This window comes from Streptomyces sp. NPDC058000 (genome assembly GCF_042886435.1).
GTDB lineage: Bacteria > Actinomycetota > Actinomycetes > Streptomycetales > Streptomycetaceae > Streptomyces.
In genome coordinates this window covers 222,642-240,867 of sequence record NZ_JBHVQS010000009.1, presented here as the reverse complement: position 1 = coordinate 240,867, position 18,226 = coordinate 222,642, and the positions used below count along the sequence as shown (strand labels likewise).

17 protein-coding genes and 1 pseudogene are annotated in these 18,226 nt (G+C 72.1%); 13 read left to right on the top strand and 5 right to left on the bottom strand.

Features of this window, described 5'->3' with window-relative positions; all coding sequences use genetic code 11:
• Positions 1 to 809 precede the first annotated feature (809 nt).
• Positions 810 to 3,077: a heavy metal translocating P-type ATPase gene (locus tag ACFVT2_RS12900; protein ID WP_390016023.1), complete on the top strand. Its 2,268-nt coding sequence runs from the start codon at positions 810 to 812 to the stop codon at positions 3,075 to 3,077.
• A gap of 193 nt (positions 3,078 to 3,270) precedes the next feature.
• Here the strand turns inward: ACFVT2_RS12900 and ACFVT2_RS12895 are convergent, their stop codons facing one another.
• Positions 3,271 to 4,263, bottom strand: a complete 993-nt coding sequence (locus ACFVT2_RS12895; protein ID WP_390016001.1) for an Acg family FMN-binding oxidoreductase — start codon at positions 4,261 to 4,263, stop codon at positions 3,271 to 3,273.
• Between the two features lie 250 nt (positions 4,264 to 4,513).
• Between ACFVT2_RS12895 and ACFVT2_RS12890 the strand changes: the two are divergent.
• The 3 genes and pseudogenes from ACFVT2_RS12890 to ACFVT2_RS12880 all read left to right on the top strand — a co-directional run.
• Positions 4,514 to 5,158, top strand: a pseudogene (locus ACFVT2_RS12890) (CBS domain-containing protein); the annotation flags it as partial.
• Between the two features lie 179 nt (positions 5,159 to 5,337).
• A complete protein-coding gene (locus tag ACFVT2_RS12885; protein WP_390015998.1) occupies positions 5,338 to 6,201 on the top strand; it encodes a universal stress protein in 864 nt (287 codons plus the stop codon).
• A gap of 342 nt (positions 6,202 to 6,543) precedes the next feature.
• The gene (locus ACFVT2_RS12880) at positions 6,544 to 6,981 is read left to right on the top strand and encodes a pyridoxamine 5'-phosphate oxidase family protein (protein WP_390015995.1); all 438 of its coding nucleotides are present in this window, start codon (positions 6,544 to 6,546) and stop codon (positions 6,979 to 6,981) included.
• A 230-nt stretch (positions 6,982 to 7,211) separates the two neighbouring features.
• Here the strand turns inward: ACFVT2_RS12880 and ACFVT2_RS12875 are convergent, their stop codons facing one another.
• Positions 7,212 to 7,673 carry a cyclic nucleotide-binding domain-containing protein gene (locus tag ACFVT2_RS12875; protein WP_390015992.1) on the bottom strand — a complete coding sequence of 154 codons (462 nt, stop codon included), beginning with the start codon at positions 7,671 to 7,673 and terminating at the stop codon, positions 7,212 to 7,214.
• A 176-nt stretch (positions 7,674 to 7,849) separates the two neighbouring features.
• Between ACFVT2_RS12875 and ACFVT2_RS12870 the strand changes: the two genes are divergently transcribed.
• Positions 7,850 to 8,086, top strand: coding sequence for a DUF1918 domain-containing protein (locus tag ACFVT2_RS12870; protein WP_390015989.1), 237 nt, complete (start codon positions 7,850 to 7,852; stop codon positions 8,084 to 8,086).
• 1 nt (position 8,087) lies between these two features.
• Positions 8,088 to 8,939: a universal stress protein gene (locus ACFVT2_RS12865; protein WP_390015987.1), complete on the top strand. Its 852-nt coding sequence runs from the start codon at positions 8,088 to 8,090 to the stop codon at positions 8,937 to 8,939.
• A 76-nt stretch (positions 8,940 to 9,015) separates the two neighbouring features.
• Here ACFVT2_RS12865 and ACFVT2_RS12860 read toward each other — a convergent pair whose 3' ends face one another.
• Positions 9,016 to 9,612: a TetR/AcrR family transcriptional regulator gene (locus ACFVT2_RS12860; protein WP_390015984.1), complete on the bottom strand. Its 597-nt coding sequence runs from the start codon at positions 9,610 to 9,612 to the stop codon at positions 9,016 to 9,018.
• 83 nt (positions 9,613 to 9,695) lie between these two features.
• On the opposite strand from ACFVT2_RS12860, the gene ACFVT2_RS12855 reads away from it, so the two are divergent.
• The 6 genes from ACFVT2_RS12855 to ACFVT2_RS12830 all read left to right on the top strand — a co-directional run bounded on the left by ACFVT2_RS12855 (position 9,696) and on the right by ACFVT2_RS12830 (position 15,946).
• Entirely contained in the window at positions 9,696 to 11,150 is a 1,455-nt protein-coding gene (locus ACFVT2_RS12855; protein ID WP_390015981.1) for an FAD-dependent monooxygenase, read from the top strand.
• Positions 11,151 to 11,295: 145 nt separating this feature from the next.
• On the top strand, positions 11,296 to 13,008 hold the full coding sequence (locus ACFVT2_RS12850) for a GAF domain-containing protein (RefSeq protein ID WP_390015978.1): 1,713 nt from the start codon (positions 11,296 to 11,298) through the stop codon (positions 13,006 to 13,008).
• Positions 13,009 to 13,076: 68 nt separating this feature from the next.
• Positions 13,077 to 13,541 carry a MerR family transcriptional regulator gene (locus ACFVT2_RS12845; RefSeq protein WP_390015975.1) on the top strand — a complete coding sequence of 155 codons (465 nt, stop codon included), beginning with the start codon at positions 13,077 to 13,079 and terminating at the stop codon, positions 13,539 to 13,541.
• A gap of 8 nt (positions 13,542 to 13,549) precedes the next feature.
• Positions 13,550 to 14,593 (top strand): aldo/keto reductase, encoded by a 1,044-nt coding sequence (locus ACFVT2_RS12840; RefSeq protein ID WP_390015972.1) that lies wholly within the window; start codon positions 13,550 to 13,552, stop codon positions 14,591 to 14,593.
• A gap of 246 nt (positions 14,594 to 14,839) precedes the next feature.
• Positions 14,840 to 15,334 (top strand): DUF3995 domain-containing protein, encoded by a 495-nt coding sequence (locus tag ACFVT2_RS12835; protein ID WP_390015969.1) that lies wholly within the window; start codon positions 14,840 to 14,842, stop codon positions 15,332 to 15,334.
• Positions 15,335 to 15,394: 60 nt separating this feature from the next.
• Positions 15,395 to 15,946, top strand: a complete 552-nt coding sequence (locus ACFVT2_RS12830; RefSeq protein WP_390016020.1) for a YciI family protein — start codon at positions 15,395 to 15,397, stop codon at positions 15,944 to 15,946.
• 103 nt (positions 15,947 to 16,049) lie between these two features.
• On the opposite strand, the gene ACFVT2_RS12825 is transcribed toward ACFVT2_RS12830, so the two are convergent.
• On the bottom strand, positions 16,050 to 16,748 hold the full coding sequence (locus tag ACFVT2_RS12825; protein WP_390015966.1) for a response regulator: 699 nt from the start codon (positions 16,746 to 16,748) through the stop codon (positions 16,050 to 16,052).
• Positions 16,749 to 16,936: 188 nt separating this feature from the next.
• Between ACFVT2_RS12825 and ACFVT2_RS12820 the strand changes: the two genes are divergently transcribed.
• Positions 16,937 to 17,512: a hypothetical protein gene (locus tag ACFVT2_RS12820; RefSeq protein ID WP_390015963.1), complete on the top strand. Its 576-nt coding sequence runs from the start codon at positions 16,937 to 16,939 to the stop codon at positions 17,510 to 17,512.
• A 21-nt stretch (positions 17,513 to 17,533) separates the two neighbouring features.
• Here the strand turns inward: ACFVT2_RS12820 and ACFVT2_RS12815 are convergent, their stop codons facing one another.
• The gene (locus ACFVT2_RS12815; protein WP_390015960.1) at positions 17,534 to 18,181 is read right to left on the bottom strand and encodes a CBS domain-containing protein; all 648 of its coding nucleotides are present in this window, start codon (positions 18,179 to 18,181) and stop codon (positions 17,534 to 17,536) included.
• Between the last annotated feature and the right edge of the window lie 45 nt (positions 18,182 to 18,226).

The window sequence follows — 18,226 nt, the reverse complement described above, 5'->3', positions numbered from 1 at the left end:
GCAGCCGGCATCTGGCACAACTGGAGCACCGGCGCCAAGATCAAACGATCCCTGATCGCCTACGACCACTGAAAACATCGGACTCATTCATCTAGTCGTCGAGCAAGTGAGGGGGAAGCGTGTCGCGCACATGGGCGGGGAGCTTGAACGTGTTGCGCACGTAGTACCGGGCCCGGCGTGATCGAGCGGTCCAGGACTGGCTGGACTCGGCCGTGACACGGCCCGCAGCTCGGGCCTGTCGACCGCGCGATGCTTCACCAGACACCGTGCACCGTCGCGATCGGTCCGGTGCAGTCGGGTGGTGGGTGACGGTGGCAGTGGGGAACGGGGCTCGCGCCGGGCCTTCAACGCGTGCGGGTAACCAACCGCACCGTACGTCCGACGCCCCTCGCCGGGACATGCGCCGCAAGGGGCCGGATGGCCCTCCCCTCGCTACCCCGTCCGGACCTTGGCCCGGAGTGTCCGTTACCGCGACCATGGCATGTACGCGGAATGGTCCTCCGCTGCCGGAGCGGGCGTCCCCAGGACGGCCGCCCCGGCTTGTCGGGCGGCGAGGTGTTTCGGCGCCGGCCGGTGACGGCTCGACCGTGCGTTCCCGGGCCGCCCGGGGGATGGACCGTCCGGCACTGGCGGACGGCTGCACACCGTGCTGATGTGGAGGCCAGACGGCCCAGGGCCGGTACCCGAGCTCGACGTCGGGATCGCCGAGGAGATCCCGGCAGGACCGGAGGGCTACCGTGCGGTGCGCCGAAGACCGGCGAGGAGGTCAGGCGCCGCGGACCGCGGATGCCTGGCGGCTCCTCGACCCGCTGCTGCTGATCGCGACGACGGCCGCGCTGGTCGTCGGCGGGATTGCCTGGCTGACCGGTCGCCAGGGGCTCGCCGATGCCTGCTGGGCGGGCGGGACGGTGAGCGCCGTCGTCCCCGCCGTGGTCTGGGTCGTCGGCACTCTGAGGAAGGGCCGGGTGGGGGTCGATCTGATCGCGGTACTGGCGCTTGCCGGGACGCTGATCGTCGGCGAGTACCTCGCCGGGGCGCTGATCGCCGTGATGCTGGCGACCGGACGGACCCTGGAGGCCGCCGCCGGCCGCCGGGCCTCCCGTGATCTGCGGCCCCTGCTGGAACACGCGCCGCGCTCGGCCAGGCGCCGCCGTGGTGGGGAGATCACCTCCGTGGACCTGGACGAAGTGGGCGCCGGCGAGGTGCTCGTGGTCGGGCCCGGCGAGGTGGTACCGGTCGACGGAACGGTCACCGCGGGCACGGCGGTGCTGGACGAATCGGTGCTCACCGGTGAGTCGGCGCAGGTGGAACGGCGGACCGGCGAGCCGGTGCGCAGTGGTGTGGTGAACGCCGGCGGGGTCTTCGAGGTGACGGCGGCCGCGACCGCGCGGGACAGCACCTATGCGCGGATCGTGCGACTGGCCCAAGAGGCAGGTGCCGGGAAGGCGCCGGCGGTCCGCCTGGCGGAGCGCTACGCCGCGTGGTTCCTGCCGCTGACGCTGGGACTGGCCGGTGTCGCTTGGGGAGTGAGTGGGGAACCGGTTCGGGCGGTGGCCGTGCTGGTGGTGGCGACGCCCTGCCCGTTGCTGCTGGCGGTGCCGGTGGCCGTCGTCTCCGGCATGTCGCGGGCGGCCCGCCGGGGAGTGGTCGTGCGGGACGGCGGGGCGCTGGAGTGCCTGGGCCGGGCCCGCACCTTGGTGATCGACAAGACCGGGACGCTCACGGCGGGCCGGCCACGGGTGCTGGAGGTGGCCGCGGCGCCCGGAGCCTGCTCCCCCACCGACGTCCTGCGGCTGGCCGCCTCCGTCGACCAGGTCTCGGTCCACGTCCTCGCCGAGGCGATCACCCGGGAGGCGCGCGACCGCGGTCTGGCCTTGTCCCTGCCCGGCGAGGTCGTGGAGGAGCCCGGGCGCGGGGTCACCGGCACCGTGGACGGCCGCCGGATCGCCGTCGGGAAGACCGACGTGCCGTCGGCGGAACTGCCCCGCTGGGCCCGGACCGTGGACAACCGCGCGCTCCTCGACGGGGCCGCGGTCGCCTGGGTCACGGTCGACGGCACACTCGGCGGTGCCGTGCTGCTCCACGACCCCCTGCGCCGGGACGCTCCGCACACCGTCCGGCGGCTGCGGACCGCGGGACTGACCAGGCTCCTGCTGCTCACCGGGGACCGTCCCGAACCGGCCCGCCAGGTCGGGACCGTACTGGGACTGGACGACGTCCGGGCCGGGCAACTGCCCGCCGACAAGGTCCGGGCCGTGCGGGACGAGTGCGGGCGCGCCGTCACCATGATGGTCGGCGACGGCGTCAACGACGCGCCGGCCCTGGCCGCCGCGGACATCGGCGTCGCCATGGGGGCTCGCGGCGCCACCTCGGCGTCCGAAGCCGCCGACATCGTGCTCAGTACCGACCGGGTCGCCCGGCTCGCCGATGCGATGGACATCGCTGTGCGGGCCCGCCGGATCGCGGTGCAGAGCGCGGCGGGCGGCATGGTGCTGTCACTGGTGGCGATGGCCGCCGCACTGCTGGGGCTGTTGCCGCCGGCTGCCGGTGCGCTCCTCCAAGAGGCCATCGATGTGGCCGCCATCCTCAATGCGCTGCGCGTCGTGCTGCCGGCGCCCGGCACCGGCGGGCCGCCCCTCGAACCCGCGGCCGAGCGCCTCATCCACCGCTTCGCCGCCGAACACGAGGACCTGCGCGGCGTCCTGGACGCCATCCGGGAAGCGGCGAGCCTGCTCTCCGCCGATCCGGGGCCGCGGGCCCTGGCGGCCGTCCACCACGTCGACCGTCTGCTCACCGAGCGGTTGCTCCCGCACGAACACGCCGAGGAGCACCAGCTCTATCCCGCGCTCAACGCGCGGCTCGGCGGCCCGGACGCCACGGAGACGATGAGCCGCGCGCACGCCGAGATCGAGCGCCTCGCCCATCGCATCGCCACGCATCTCGCCCTCGCCGACGCGGCGGGGGACCTGTTGCCGGAGCAACTCGACGATCTGCGGGCGTCGTTGTACGGACTCCACACGGTCCTGCGGCTCCACTTCAGCCAGGAAGAGGAGAGCTACTTCTCGCTCTCGTCGTGACGTCTGCCGGGGAGCCGGGGCCCTCGGCTGGTTGGTCGCATTGACCATTGGCTATTGGCTATTGGCTATTGGCTGGCGACTGGTTGATCGCGTTGGCCGGTTGGCCGTGTGGACCGGCAGGGTGGCCGAATTGACTGGTTGGGGTTGGACGTATTGACCGGTTGGTTGGTGGTATCGGCCCGTACCTCGGTGCTCACGATGTGATCGTCAGGACCTCGTCCACCGGTCGGCGCGGGGTGCGCGGCCCGTTGGGGCCGTAGCCCAGGCGGAGGATCATCTGGACGCAGCCGGTGCCGGAGAGCGGGTCGCGCAGCAGCCAGCGCAGGTCGGGCCATTCCAGTGCCTGGGTGGCGAAGGAGCTGGCGAGCCCCTGGCGGGTGGCGAGGAGCAGGACGCGTTCCAGTGCCTGGCCCGCGCGGAGCCAGTCCGCGGGACCGTCGTGGGCGGTGCTGAGGGAGGCCAGTTGCGGCCGTTTCTCGAAGTCGGCGTAGGCCCGTCCGGGGACCGTGCGCCGACCGGCGAAGTCCCGAACGGGCGCCGTACCGCCGCGTTTGGTCGGGCCGAAGGCGTACTCCGGGACACCGTCCGTGGGGGCTTCGGCGGAGGCGTCGCGGGTCCATCTGCGCTGTTCGGCTTCACGGCCGTCGTCCATGCGGTCGTAGCCCTCGGCGTGCAGGATCAGGTCCAGTACCGCCTCGCGGTGCGGAGTGGTGAGGAATGCCAGCCGGGCTCCCTCTCTGGCCGCGGCCTCGACGAGGGCGGCGCGGAGGCTGTCCGGGATGCGCCGCTCGGTGAAGGGGTAGCGGCTGGTGTGCCGGTCGGCGAGGGCCGAGTGGAGGCCGGAGAGGGCCACGTCCAACGGTTCGTGCGGCACGTCGAGCCGTACGGAAGCCAGGAGTGTGGGGGTGTGAGGAGCCGGCAGCAGAGTGGTCACGGTGCGGTGGCCGGCGTGCGCGGCTGCGGCCCGGAGGTTCAGTAGGGCCGCCCCGCAGCCGAGATGGAGTCCCCGCGTGGTGGGGTCGGCCAGCGGCATCGCGCGGTCCAGGTCGGCGAAGAGCAGCACGGTGCGCGACGCCCGGGAGTAGTCGAAGTGCCACGGTTGGGCGTTGTGCATCGAGGGCGCGGTGATGGCGTCGGCGACCAGCGACATGACGGCCGTGTCGTCGAGGGTGGGGTGGGTGAGCACCGGGGGCCTCCCGGGCGGATCGGACCGCGTCCGAGCAGAGCGCGGAGGGTGGAATCGGCAGGTGGTTCCAGCGTGGCGGGGTTCCCTTGGCGGCATCAGGGGCCATAGGGCCCCGGCTCGGGGCCGGTCGGCCGGTCGGGGACGGCCGGCCACGCGAGGGGGCCGAGTGGCTCATATCGGGATGTCGGGCGGCCCGGCCACGCTTGAGGTGTGGCCGCACCGCCGGCCGCCGTGCCGGAAGGAGCCGGAGATGGAGCACCGCACGATAGGTGAGCTGATGACGCGGAAGGTCGTGAGTGTGCGGCTCGACACCCCCTTCAAGGAGATCGCGCAGACGCTCGCCGACCACGCGGTGAGCGCCGTGCCGGTGCTCGACAGCCTCGGCAGGCCGGCCGGCATCGTTTCGGAGGCCGACCTGCTGCGGAAGGCGGCCGACCGGTCCGATCTGTCCGGGCGCACGCCGCTGCCGCACTTGGAGGCGTGGGAAAAGGCCCGGGCGGAGGGTCGCACCGCCGGAGAGCTGATGTCCGCTCCGGCAGTGTGCGCCCATCCGGACTGGACGGTGGTGGAGGCGGCGCGCCTGATGGAGGTGCAGCAGCTCAAACGGCTCCCCGTGGTCGACGAGACGGACGCCCTGCTGGGCATCGTCAGCCGCAGCGACCTGCTACGCGTCTTCCTGCGCAAGGACGAGGCGATCCGGGAGGAGATCGCCCGGGAAGTGATCGGACGCACGGCACGCCTCGGCACGTCGGGTGTGACCGCTGACGTCAATCGCGGTCAGGTTGCCCTGCACGGCGCGGTAAGCGACCTGCTCCTCGTCCCCGTGCTGGTGCGGATGTGCGCGAGCGTCGACGGCGTGGTGTCGGTGTCCGAAGACGTGCGGGCGTCCGAAGACGTGCGGGTATCCGGTGATGACGTGCGGGCGTCCGATGACCTGATGGCTGTGCCGGCCACCGGCGACCGGGCAAGCGAAGCGGACGGGTCAGAGGGGTCGGACGGGTCGGACGGGTCGGACGGGTCGGACGGGTCGGACGGGTCGGACGAAGGACGGTCAGGGGGAAGCCGGTCGCCGTCATGAAGAACGTCGTCACCGTCGGTGTGGACGGTACGTCCCAGGCCCTGGCGGCAGCTCAGTGGGCGGCGCACGAGGCGCGGCTGCGGCAGTGCCGGTTGCGGCTCCTGACCGCGTGGCAGCCCCTCACGGCACGGCCGCGCGGCGCACCGTGGTCGACGGAGCCGCCGCACTGGCCGGACTGGATGATCGAGGAGGCCAGGTCGGCGGTCCAGTCGACGGAGCCGGGGGTGCCCGTTGACGTGGCTCTGGTGCGCGAGCAGCCGCTGGAAGCCCTGGTCGAGGCCGCCGAGCAGGCGGATCTGCTGGCGCTGGGGTCGCGGGGGCTGGGCCCGGCGGCGCGCTTCGCGCTGGGCGAAACCGGCCTGGACCTGGTGCCGCGGGTCGCGGTCCCGGTCGTCCTGGTGCGGGCCCGCCAGGACAGCCCCGCGGTCGAGAGCAGCGGCAGCGTCGCGGTCGGTGTCAGCCTGCACGCCTCCTGTGAGGGGCTGTTGGCCTTCGCCTTCGAGACCGCCGCCCGGCGAGCCGTCCCGCTGTGCGCCGTGCACGGCAGGAACCTGCCCCCGTTCGCCTACGACCGGGGCGGTGTCGTGGAACAGGCCGCGGCGGAAGAAGCGGCCCGGATCGCACGCGAGGAGTTGTCCGAGGCGCTGCGTCCGTGGCGGGAGAAGTTCCGGGACGTGCGGGTGGAGGAGCAGGTGGTGATGGAGAGTCCGGCACCCGCCCTCCTGCACGGCGTGGCGGGGGCGCAGCTGCTGATCGTCGGCCGTCGGCACCTCGGCCACGCGGTCCCGCGTATCGGCCATGTCGTCCACGCGGCCGTCCACCACGCGCCCTGCCCCGTGGCGATCGTGCCGCACGAGTGACCGCTCCGCACGGACGAGCCGGACCCGCCGGCAGAAAGGACGCGTACGCGATGACGACCGACCGAGCAAACGGATCCGGCGCCGAGCCGGCACGGCCCCGCAGCGACCTGGGCCGACGCACCGCACTACGCCGGCAGCAGCTGGGGCTGACCCGCGAGGAGGTCGCGGCCCGGGTCGCCGCCTCGCCCGGCTACCTCCGGTACGTCGAGGAGCACGGGGGCCGAACCGAGCATCGGGTTCCTGCTGCGTCTCGCCGGTGCGCTCAACACCTCTGTCGCCGAGCTGACGGGCCGTACCGCCGACCTTCCGGCGGGCTTCGGCAAGGCCGGCGCGCACCCCGAGGTGCTGGCGCTCGGCCCCGACGAATGCCGGGAACTGCTCTCCACCCACGGCGTCGGCAGGGTGGCCGTCACCCTCGACGACGCCCCCGCAGTCTTCCCCGTCAACTACACCGTCGTCGACAACGTGATCGCCTACCGCACCCAGCCGGGCTCCGGCCCGGCCGCGGCGGCCGGCCATGAGGTCGCGCTGGAGGTGGACCACATCGACGAGGCGTTCAGCCAGGGCTGGAGCGTCCTGGCCGTAGGCCCCGCCGAGGTCGTCACCGGCTTCTACGAGTCCCGCACGTTCGAGGAGCGGGCGTACTCTGCGCCTTGGGCAGGGAGTGGCCGGTCCCAGTGGATCGCTATCCGACCGACCCGGCTCAGCGGGCGACGGATCCGCGTCCCGGGGGCGCCGACATCGCCGACCGGCAGCCCCGACAGCGGCGCGGGCGCGTGAACGGCTCGGCTACGCCGCGCGATACCGCCCCGGAGCGAACTCCGGCCGACGGACCGGTAGACCTGATGGACCGGTAGACCGGCCGATCGAGCCCAAGCACCACAGGAGCGGTCAGGAAAGGCACCGTGGGAGTGCCTCAGGCGGGCACCACAGGCACCACTCAGGCGAACACCGCCGGGCCCGTTCGGGCAGGCACCGCCGGGCCGCTCAGGCGACCACCGCCGGGCCGTTCAGGGCGGTGCGGGCCGGACGCACGCGCCTGCGCCGCCCAGATCGATCAGCCGGTGCCGGGTGGCCAACAGCCGGCGGGCGACGACGTCGAGGACTTGGCGGGTCACCGCCAGCCCCAGTACCGGGTCCGCTTCGCAGAGCGCACGCACCGCGGTCGCGTCGAACTCATGGGCCCGGACGAGGGTGAACGCCTCCGCGCCCATCCGCCAGCGGTACGGCGGCACCAGCCACGACCAGCCCAGCAGGTCCCCCGGGCCGAGCAGATCGACGACCGCCGGCCGCCGGCCGGCCACGTGGACGTCGAGGTTCACCGAACCGGTGCGGAGGATCCAGAACTGGTCGGCGGCTCCGCCCTCCTCGAAGATGTGGGTGCCTTCCGGGAAGGTCACCTCGTGGGCGAATGCCAGCAGGCGTTCCCGTCCGTTGGGCGGGAGTCGCTGGAGCAGTGGCGTGGTGGCCATGACGGCCCTCCTCATCACCGTCAGTGAAGCGCGTGGCGACGCCGGGGACGAGTCCCGGTCGGCCCCGACCCCATGGGCCGAACGACCCTTCAACCAGGCAACTCGCCCCATGCCCCGCCGGCGCCGCCGGTGGCAGGTTCGGCACTGGAGACCCGTACACGAACGAGGTGAGGGCGGTGAAGGCACACCTGGGCGATCAGATCGTGGTCGCATGCCCGACCACGGGGACCACCCGGCGGGACGGGGAAGTCGTCGGCCTGCACCACGAGGACGGCACCCCGCCCTACGACGTCCGATGGTCGGACACCGATCAGATCTGGCTCTTCTTCCCTGGCCCCGACACCCGTATCCGACACACCGACTGCCCTTCGGGGGCTGCACCGCCGCGCACCGCCACTCCGGCGGAGGTGTGACATGGGCGGCCCGGTCCTCGTCGGGCTGGACGGCACCGGCAACAGCGTGCCTGCGGTGCGCTGGGGCGCCGAGGAGGCGGCCGTCCGCAACCTCCCGCTGCACCTCCTGCACTCCTGGGTCTCCCCACCCTGGCCGGCCGCCTCCGACGGGGAGGAGACCGACCGGCACAAGTACGGCTCCGACGTCCTCGACCGGGCCGAGGCCATGGCCAAGGAACTGCATCCCGGGATTCCGGTGAAGGCCGAGCAGGTCGCCGAGGAAGCTGCTGACGCGCTGGCGGAACGCAGCGGGGAGTCCACACTGCTGGTCCTCGGATCGCGCGGGCACGACAGCATCGCCGGCTTCCTGATGGGCTCGGTGAGCCTGCGGGTCCTGGGGCGCGCAGAGTGCCCCGTGGTCACTGTCCGCGAGGAGGAGTCATCCGTCGGCCCCGGCCCCGAGATCGTCGTCGGCGTCCAGGAGACGGCCACCGAAGGCGACACCGTGCTCGCCTACGCGTTCACGACGGCCTCGGCGCACCACACAGGGCTACGCGCAGTACGCGCCTGGCGGTCCGCGACCGTCCTCGGCGACGACTCCGCCCGTCCGCTGGACGACGTGGAGCGCGCGGCGGACGAGCGGGAGTTGCTCTCCGCACGTCTCACCCTGTGGCGGAAGGAGTTCCCCGACGTCCGGGTGATCGAGCAGGCAGCCCACGGCAGGGCCGTACCCGTGTTGCTCAGCGCCTGCTCGCGGGCCGGGCTGCTGGTCATCGGGCGCCGGACACAACGCACACCGATGCCCCTCGGGCCGGCCGTGCTCGCCGTCCTGCACCACTCCCGCTGCCCGGTGGCGGTCGTTCCTCGGGAGTGAGCACCCAACACGGGCCCGAGGCGGCGCCGGCCTCGGTAGCCACCACCGGCCGCGTCAGTAGTGACAACTGCCGGCGTCAGTAGTCACAACCGTTGAGGCCGCGGTAGACGAAGCGGGTCAAGGTCTCGGTCACTTCCTCGTCGCTGGACGCGCCGGCGTGCTGCTGCCAGGTCTGCAGGAAGGTGTGGACCAGGGAGAACGCCATGCGCAGGGCGACCTCCGGCGAGGCGGGTAGTTGGCGCCCGGCGTCGGTTACGCAGGTCACGTGGTCCAGGACGTCGGCCATCTCGCTCGTGGTGAACCTGGCGAGCGTGGCGGCGAAGCTCTCGCTGACCAGCGCCGCCTCCTGCATGGCGCGCATCGTCGCGGCGTGCTCCCGGTAGAGGCGGACGTAGATCGCGATGTGCTCGCGGACCGCCGCCGGGTCGGTGAAGTCCGACCGGTGCCCGGGAGCGGAGGTCGATGTGTCGCTCTCGGCCGACATGTCGGCCATCAGGGATTCGAGGAGGGCTTCCTTGCCCGCGAAGTGGTTGTAGAAGGAGCCCGCCGCACGCCCCGCTTCGGCGGTGATGTCCGTGATCTTCGTGTTCAGGTAGCCACGTTCGGCAAACACCCGCTTGGCGGCGGCCTTCAGCGCGGCCTCGGTCTCCGCCGCCCTCTCCTTGCGCTTCACGGCACCTCCTTGACTCGGAACAGTATCAACGAACATACTGAATCCAGATTCAGTGAATATGGATTCAGAATCGGAGTGCAGTAATGGACGTGATCATCGCGGGCGCCGGCCCCACCGGCCTGACCCTGGGCATCGAACTCGCCCGGCGAGGGCTCGACATACGCGTCATCGACCAGGCCGACGAGCACTTCGCCGGATCGCGGGGCGACGGCCTCCAGCCACGCACGCTCGAAGTCTTCGAGGACCTCGGCGTCCTCGACGCGGTCCTCCGGCACGGACGCGTGGTACCGACGGTCCGCGTCCACCTCGACGGAACCCACGTCATGGACCGGCGGACGGCCGAACTCCTTGAGCCGACCCCCGACGTGCCGTACCCGAACGCCTGGGTCCTCGGCCAGTCCCAGACCGAGAGCATCCTGCGGGACCGACTCGCCGAGCTCGGCACGCACGTCGAACTGAACACCGCGCTGGTCGACTTCACCCAGGACGAGAGCGGGGTGACGGCACGCCTGTCCACCGGCGAGACCGTACGCGCCTCCTACCTGGTGGGCGCCGACGGCGGACGCAGTACCGTCCGCAGGACCTTGGGCATCCCCTTCCAGGGGACGACGGACGAATCCCTCCGGATGCTGCTCGGTGACGTGGCCGCCGAGGGACTGGATCACGCGTGGAGCTACTGGTTCGCCCGCGCGGACGCCCCCGGGGTCGGAGTCGGTCTGAGCCCGCTGCCGAGCACGCCGGGACTGTTCCAGTTCAACGCGCCGCTCTCCGAAGGCGACGACGAAGCCTCACTGGCAACCCTCCAAGGCATGTTGGACGCGCTCGGCGCGAACGTCCGGCTGACCCGAATGGCCTGGTCGACCGTCTGGCGGCCGAACATCCGCCTGGCCGAACGCTTCCGCGTGGGCCGGGTCTTCCTCGCGGGCGACGCCGCCCACGCACATCCGCCCACCGGCGGACAGGGCCTCAACACCGGCGTACAGGACGCCTACAACCTCGGCTGGAAGCTGGCCGACGGCTCACCCGACCTGCTCGACAGCTACGAAACCGAACGACGCGCGACAGCCGCCAAGGTCCTCGACGTCAGCTCCCAACTTCTGCGACGGTACCGGGAAGGAACCGAGGACGCCCACGAACGCGGGGCGAACACCCGCCAGTTGGACGTGACCTACCGGACGACCGAAGGCCGGATCGTCGCGGGCGACCGCGCACCGGACGCCCCCGTCACCGACGCCAACGGCAAGACGGTCCGACTCTTCGACCTCTACCGCGGCCCCCATGCCACCCACCTGACGTTCGGCACGCCCGCCCCGGACCGGCCCCACGCCTACGCCGTCCTGCGCCCCGGCCACACCTCACCCGGCCCCCACGTCATCGACACCCACGGCCACGCCCACCGCGCGTACGACGCCTCGGACGGCACGTCCCTCCTCATCCGCCCCGACGGCTACATCGGCCGACGCCAGAAGGAAACCGACCTCGCTGGGGCGGGTGCCACCGCGGATGGCCACCGACGCGATCGCCCCGTCGGCCAGTAGCCCGTAGCCCGTAGCGCAGCGGCGGCACGGGCCACTGGCCGGCGTCGGCCCGCGGGGTCGCTGCTCACAAGGTGTCCTTCGGCTCCTCGCACTACCGTGGAGGGTGTGGCCGGGCCACGGATACCGGCCGTGGTGGAGGCTTGCCGTGGGCGAGGACTACTGGCGTACGGAGGAGGGGCTGCGCCCGCTCCTGCACGGATTGCCGGACGAGCTCTCGGAGCGGCTGCGCGCGGTGGAGAAGGTGAGCAGCCGGTCGCAGCACCTGCTGCTCGAAGCGGTGCTGACGGTGGGCGCGGGGCTGGAGCTGCCGCAGGTGCTGCGCCACATCGTCGAGGCCGCCGTCGTGGTCGCGGACGCGAAGTACGGCGCGCTCGGTGTGATCGGCGCGGATGGCAGGCTCACGCAGTTCCTGCCCGTCGGGCTGACCGAGGAGCAGTTCAAGGCGATCGGCCCCTTGCCGGCCGGCCACGGGATCCTCGGCGAGTTGATCCGCCACCCCGCACCGCTACGGCTGAGCGAACTGGGCGACCATCCCGCGTCCTACGGACTCCCGCCGAACCACCCGGCGATGCACTCGTTCCTGGGGGTACCGGTCAGAGTCCGGGACGAGGTGTTCGGAAATCTGTACCTGACCGAGAAACGCGGTGGCCAGCCGTTCACCGACGACGACGAGACGCTGCTGTCGACGCTGGCGGTGGCAGCCGGAGTGTCCATCGAGCACGCGCGGCTCTTCGAAGGGGCCCGCTACCGCCAGGAATGGTTGGAGGCCAACCACGAGATCGTGGCCGGGTTGCTGCCGGGCGCGGAGGAGCAGGACGTACTGTCCACGATCGTCGACCACGCCGTGCGGATCCTCTCCGCCGACCTCGGAGTCCTGGCCCGGCCGATGGAAGGCGACCGCTTGCGCATGGAACTGGCCTCCGGCGTCGACTCCGAAGCCCACCGCGGCCTGGTCCTTCCCCGCCGCGGGTCGTTCGCGGGCGCCGCACTGGCCGCCAGGCGTCCGCTGATCAGCGCGGACGTCGAGCACGACCCCAGGATCACCACCGGTCCGCCCCGCTGGTGGGGGCTGGGGCCGGCCGTGGCGGTTCCCATGGCGACCGGCGAGAAGGTCCGTGGCGTGCTGCTCCTGGCGCGACTCCGGGGGCGCGCCCCGTTCACCGAACCCGAGACCGCACCGTTGCTGACGTTCGCCGGACAAGCCGCGCTCGCCATGGAACTGTCCGAGCAACGAGCGGCCGCGGAGCAGGTGAGGCTGCTCGGGGACCGCGACCGCATCGCCCGCGACCTGCATGATCTGGCCATTCAGCGGCTCTTCGCGATCGGGATGACGTTGCAGAGCGCGGTGCGCTTCGTCGATCACCCGGAGGCGAGCGAGCGACTACTGCGCGCGGTGGACGACCTGGACGAGACCATCAAGATCATCCGGTCCACCATCTTCGGGCTGCGCGCCCGGGACGTGACCCGCGGGCGGCAGGGGCTGCGGGCCCGAACGGTCGCCACGCTGGAAGAAGCCACCCGCACGCTGGGGTTCACGCCGTCGCTCCATATGGAGGGCCTGCTGGACACCGACGTACCGGAGGGGCTCGCCGAACACGTCCTGGCGGCGCTCGGGGAAGCCCTCAGCAACGTCGCCCGACATTCCCGGGCGAGCGCGGCGGACGTCTCCCTGATCGCCCGTGCCGGTCGACTCACCCTGACCGTGGCCGACAACGGAGTGGGGATCCCCGAGGGCGGCCACCGCAGCGGTCTGCTCAACCTCGCCAAACGGGCCGAGAGTTCCGGCGGCGGGATGACCGTCGAGACTCCGGCGGACGGCGGCACCCGCCTGGTGTGGTCGGCCACGCTTCCCGTCTGACACCGCACGCAGGCGCTGCGCGGTGGGCACTTGCTTCAAGTGCACTTGAAGGTTCTAGCGTGTCCCGCATGACGGTGATCGACAGCTCCCCCATGAAGTCGCCCCCCGTGGACGTCTGTGTGTCCGCGGGGCAGGCCCATCCGCGACCCGACGGCCAGGATCGCTACACGATCAGCGAGGTCGCGGCGTTCACCGGGCTCAGGGCCCATACCCTGCGCTGGTACGAGCAGATCGGTCTGATGCCGCACGTCGAGCGGTCGCACAACGGCCAGCGTCTCTTCGGCAACAGGGACCTGGACTGGCTCGCCTTCGTGGGCAAGTTGCGGCTGACCGGGATGCCGGTCGCCGACATGGTCCGCTTCGCGGAGCTGGTCCACCAGGGCGAGGCCAGCTTCGGCGAGCGGCGGGAAATTCTGGAAGAGACCCGGCACAAGGTCGCCGCGCACATCGCGGAACTACAGGACACCCTCACCGTCCTCGACGCCAAGATCAACTTTTACACGGGCGCCCACCAGGCGCCGGAAAGGGCCTGAGCGCCACCATGAGCAACACCATCGAACCGATCAACAAGGTCGAGCTGGGCACCGGTGGCCCCCTCGTCGGCGTCCAGGGCTTCGGTGCCATGGGCATCAGCGCCGCCTACGGAGCGACGGACGACGCGGCGGCCCGCGACACCCTGGAGGCCACCGTCGAGGCGGGCGTCACCCTCATCGACACCGCCGACATGTACGGCATGGGCGCCAATGAGGAGTTCCTCGCGCCGTTCGTCGCCGCGCACCGCGACGAGATCACGCTGGCCACCAAGTTCGCCTTCGAGTTCCGCGCCGACGACCCGAGCCACCGGGCCATCCGCAACGATCCCGCGTACCTCAGGCAGGCCGTCGAGGCGAGCCTGCGCCGCCTGGACGTCGAGGTCATCGACCTCTACTACATGCACCGCCGCGACCCCGCCGTGCCGCTCTCCGAGTCCGTCGGCACCATGGCCGAACTGGTGCGGGAAGGCAAGGTCAAGCACCTCGGCCTGAGCGAGGTCACCGGTGCCGAACTGCGCGAGGCGCACGCCATCCACCCGATCACCGCCCTGCAGTCGGAGTGGTCGGTCTTCAGCCGGGACGTCGAGCGCAGCGCGGTGGGCGCGGCGGCCGAGCTCGGGGTCGCCTTCGTGCCGTACTCGCCGCTCGGCCGGGGCTTGCTGACCGGTACCTTCACCGACGCCGGCAAGGAGCTCTCCGGCAGCGACTTCCGGCAGCTCCTGCCGCGCTTCACCGGCGACAACGCCAAGGCGAACGCCGCCCTCCTTGCGCCCCTGCACAAGATCGCGGCCGACCATGGCGCCACCACGGCGCAGATCGCCCTGGCCTGGGTGCAGCAGCGGGCCCAGGTGCACGGTCTGACCGTCGTACCGATCCCCGGAACGCGCAAGCGCAGCCGCCTCCAGGAGAACGCCGCGGCCACCCGGATCACGCTGGCCGCCGAGGAGTTGGCGCTGCTGGAGCCGATCGCCGGTCAGGTAGCGGGCGACCGCTACTCGGACATGTCACTCACCTCCGTAGGCCGGGAGGCCCAGGGCCCGTCGTCAGAGTGATCTCGGGCAGGGGAACGCGGTCGGATGTCACGGCCTGTCAGGCGGATCGGGGATCAAGGTCTGACAGGTCGCGGCGCCTGGTGCGGTGCGGCGCAAGGCACCCCCGACGGTCGGGGCCGCCCGCTCGCGGACCGCGCCGTCACCTCCGAGGTGTTCCGTCGTATGTGACGGCTGACTGGACGGCGGGCATGCCGGTTCCCCATCCGGACCGGCGGCTGCGTGCCACTGCCGTGGCATGCTCCCCCCATGGATGAGGATCTCCGGAAAGAGCCAACGCCAGGGTTGTGGGGGCGCATCGCGGGTGCCTGGGCGATCGCCTTCGGCATGCTGCACTTCTACTGGGCGCTGGGCGGGAGTTGGGGCCTGAGCGTCTCGGCGGGGCCGCTGGCCGAGGAACGCCCCGGGTGGTTCGTCGCGGTGGGCCTGTGGGGTGTGGGAACGCTGTGCCTTGCCGGTGGTGTGCTGGGATGGCTCCTCACCAGGCCGCGGTGCCCTGGCGTGGCCGGACGGGCGGTCAAGGCACTGGGCTGGTGTGCCTGCACCGTGCTGCTGGTGCGTGGTCTCGCCATCGAGGCGCTGCTGCTGACCGACGCAGCGGGCCAAGGGATGAACGTGAGCCCGGATCAGCGGCTCTGGACGCTGGTGTTGTGGAACCCCTGGTTCCTGGCCGGCGGTCTCGCCTTCGGCCTGGCCGCTCGGAAGTTCGGCAGAGCGGAGCGCCTGAGTGAAGGTGCCGCCTGACGGTACGCGAGGTACTACGGGTCGCCCCTGACGGGGCACGTGCTGGTGAAGACTGTGGTCATGGAGTTCTTCTGCTACCACCGCGATCGGCCGGGCTCCTTGGCGCTGCGCCGGGAACTGCTGGAAGAGCACTGGTCCTACATGGACCGGTACGCGACGGAGATGATCGCCCGCGGCCCGACCCTCGCCGGCGACGACGACACCCCCACCGGCAGCGTGCACATCCTCGACCTGCCCGATCCCGCCACCGCCCGCGCGTTCGCCTTCGACGAGCCCGGCTATCAGGCCGGCGCGTACCGGGACGTGCTGCTGCGCCGGTGGCACAACACGCTGGGGCGCACCATGTGGGACTTCCCCGGTGGCCGGACCGGCGGCAGCCGCTACCTGGTGCTCGGCCTCGGCACGGGACCGGCGGCCGACCTCGCCGTGCCGCCCGACCAGGACGAGCTGATCGCGTACGGGCCGCTGCTGTCCGACGACGGCGCCACCTGGCTGGGTACCGCGGCCCTGGTCCGGGCGCCGGACCCGGACGCGGCACGGGCCGTCCTGGCGCCGGACCGGTACGCCGATATCGAGGTCCACAACTGGCAGTTCGGCGGGCGGCCGTCATGAAGCGAGGCGTCGCCCGCGTGCCGGCTCGTTGCCTGAGCCGTCGCAGTCGCCCGCGTGCCGCCGCCTGGCCCGAGCCGTCGTCGCCGGATCCGGGAGGGCGTCCCTAGGGGGCCCGTTGCGTGCCGGTCCCCACGCCGCGCTGTGTGGCCAGTACCGCCGCCTGGATGCGGCGCTCGACGCCGAGTTTGGCCAGTAGGCGGGAGATGTGGTTCTTGACGGTTTTCTCGGACAGATAGAGTCGCGCGCCGATCTGACGATTCGTCAGCCCTTCCCCGATCAGTTCGAGGATCTCCCGCTCCCGCGCCGACAGCCCGGACAGCGCGTCCTCCTCGGGCCGGGTGTCGTCCTCCTCGCCCCGCAGCCGGCGCATCAGCCGCGCCGTGGTCGCCGGGTCGAGCATCGAACGCCCCGTCGCGACGGTGCGCACCGCGGCGACCAGGTCCGCCCCCTTGATCTCCTTGAGGACGTATCCGGAGGCGCCGGACATGATCGCGTCGAGCAGCGCGTCGTCGTCATCGAACGAGGTGAGGATCAGGCAGGCCACCCCCGGCAGCCGCGAGCGCAGCTCACGGCAGACGGAGACCCCGTCGCCGTCCGGAAGGCGAACGTCGAGCACTGCCACGTCGGGCCGCAGCGCGGGTCCCCGGGCCAGCGCGTGGTCGGCCGTCCCGGCGTCGCCCACCACCTCGATGTCGGGCTCCGCATCGAGCAGGTCCTGTACGCCGCGTCGGACGACCTCGTGGTCGTCGACCAGGAACACCCGGATCGGCCGCCGCGGTGAGAAGGTACCCGTCTCGCTCATGAGGCCCTCCGTTCCGTGAAACCGGGCCCCCGCTCCATCGTGGCTCCGCCCGAGGTGGTGTGCCAGGGCCGAACGGTCCCGGCCCGGTTCCGCCGAGCGCATACCGGCCCCCGTTCCGGGACCGTTCGGCCCTCTCCCGCCGCGGCCCGGGATGACACGCTCGGGGCAGCAGCGGAAAGGGGTGCGCGATGCCTCTGCTGAAGCCTCACCCGCCGTGGCGGCGCGACTCCATGCGGCGGGGCACGGACGTGGCGCAGTCCTGGATGACGCTGATCGCCGGGCTGCTGATCGTCGTGGGAGCGCCGACCGTCGGGGTGACGGCCGGCCGTGCCGTCGCGACGGCGGCCCAACAGCAGCGCGCGGAGTGGCACCGCGTCACCGCCGTGGTGACCCAACAGCCGCCCGCCCGCCTCAGTTTCGACACCGGGGGCGGCGCTGGTGGCCGGGTGCACACGACGGTGCGGTGGGTGGCCCCGGACCACAGGGCGCGGACGGGTGAAGCGGCCGTGCCGCCCGGCGTGCACGTCGGAGATCGGACGCCGGTGTGGTTGGACCGGCACGGAGCGCTGGTACGGGACCCCAGTACACCGGCGGACACCATGGCCATGAGCGTGGCAGCCGGCACCGTGGCCGCGTGCGGCGCCGGTCTGCTGGTCTTCGGTGCGGACAGGGCCGGCGGCCACCTGCTGGATCGCAGGCGCTCGGCCCAGTGGGAGCAGGAGTGGGCGGCACTGGACGCGGAACGACGGCACCACCGTCAGTGACCGTACGGAGGCCCGCGGCAGTCAGGGCAGCGGGTCGCCGCGGCCCGCGGTCCCCCCGGGTCCCCCGTACGCGCCCTCGTACCGGTGGGTGAGTCGGCTGACGACGGCGGTGACTCCGTCGATCTGCCGGGTCATCCGCACCAGGACGGCCACCTGGCCACTGCTGTCCAGGCATCCTGCGAGCGTCACCACGCCGTCGTGGACGGCGACGTCGATGCTCCGTGGCCCCAGCCACATCATCCGCACCACGATCTCGTCGATGACCTCGTCCCGGATCTCGTCGTCGGAGCGGGCGAAGAGCCGGAGCACATCGCGCCGGGTGAGCATGCCGACGAGGCGGGCCTCCTCGTCCACGACCGGGAGCCGCTCGATGCCGTACGAGGTCATCAGGCGGGCGGCCCGGATGACCGAGTCGTCGGCGCGGACGGTACGGGCCGGAGCGGACATCAGGGCCTGCGCGCAGCGGTCCGGGGAACTGTCTCCGGTACGCCGCGCCCGTTCCAGGTCCGTCGCGGAGACGACCCCGATCACCTTGTCGTCGGCGTCGACCACCGGCACGCCGTTGATGCCGAACTCGGCCATCCACCGCACCATTTCGGCCACCGACGTCCCGCCGTACGCGCGGACGACGTCGCCGGTCATGACGGCCCCGACCCGTCGGCGCTTCATCTCGGTTCCCTTCTCCACGCGGTGTGCCGACCCTCGCCGGTCCCG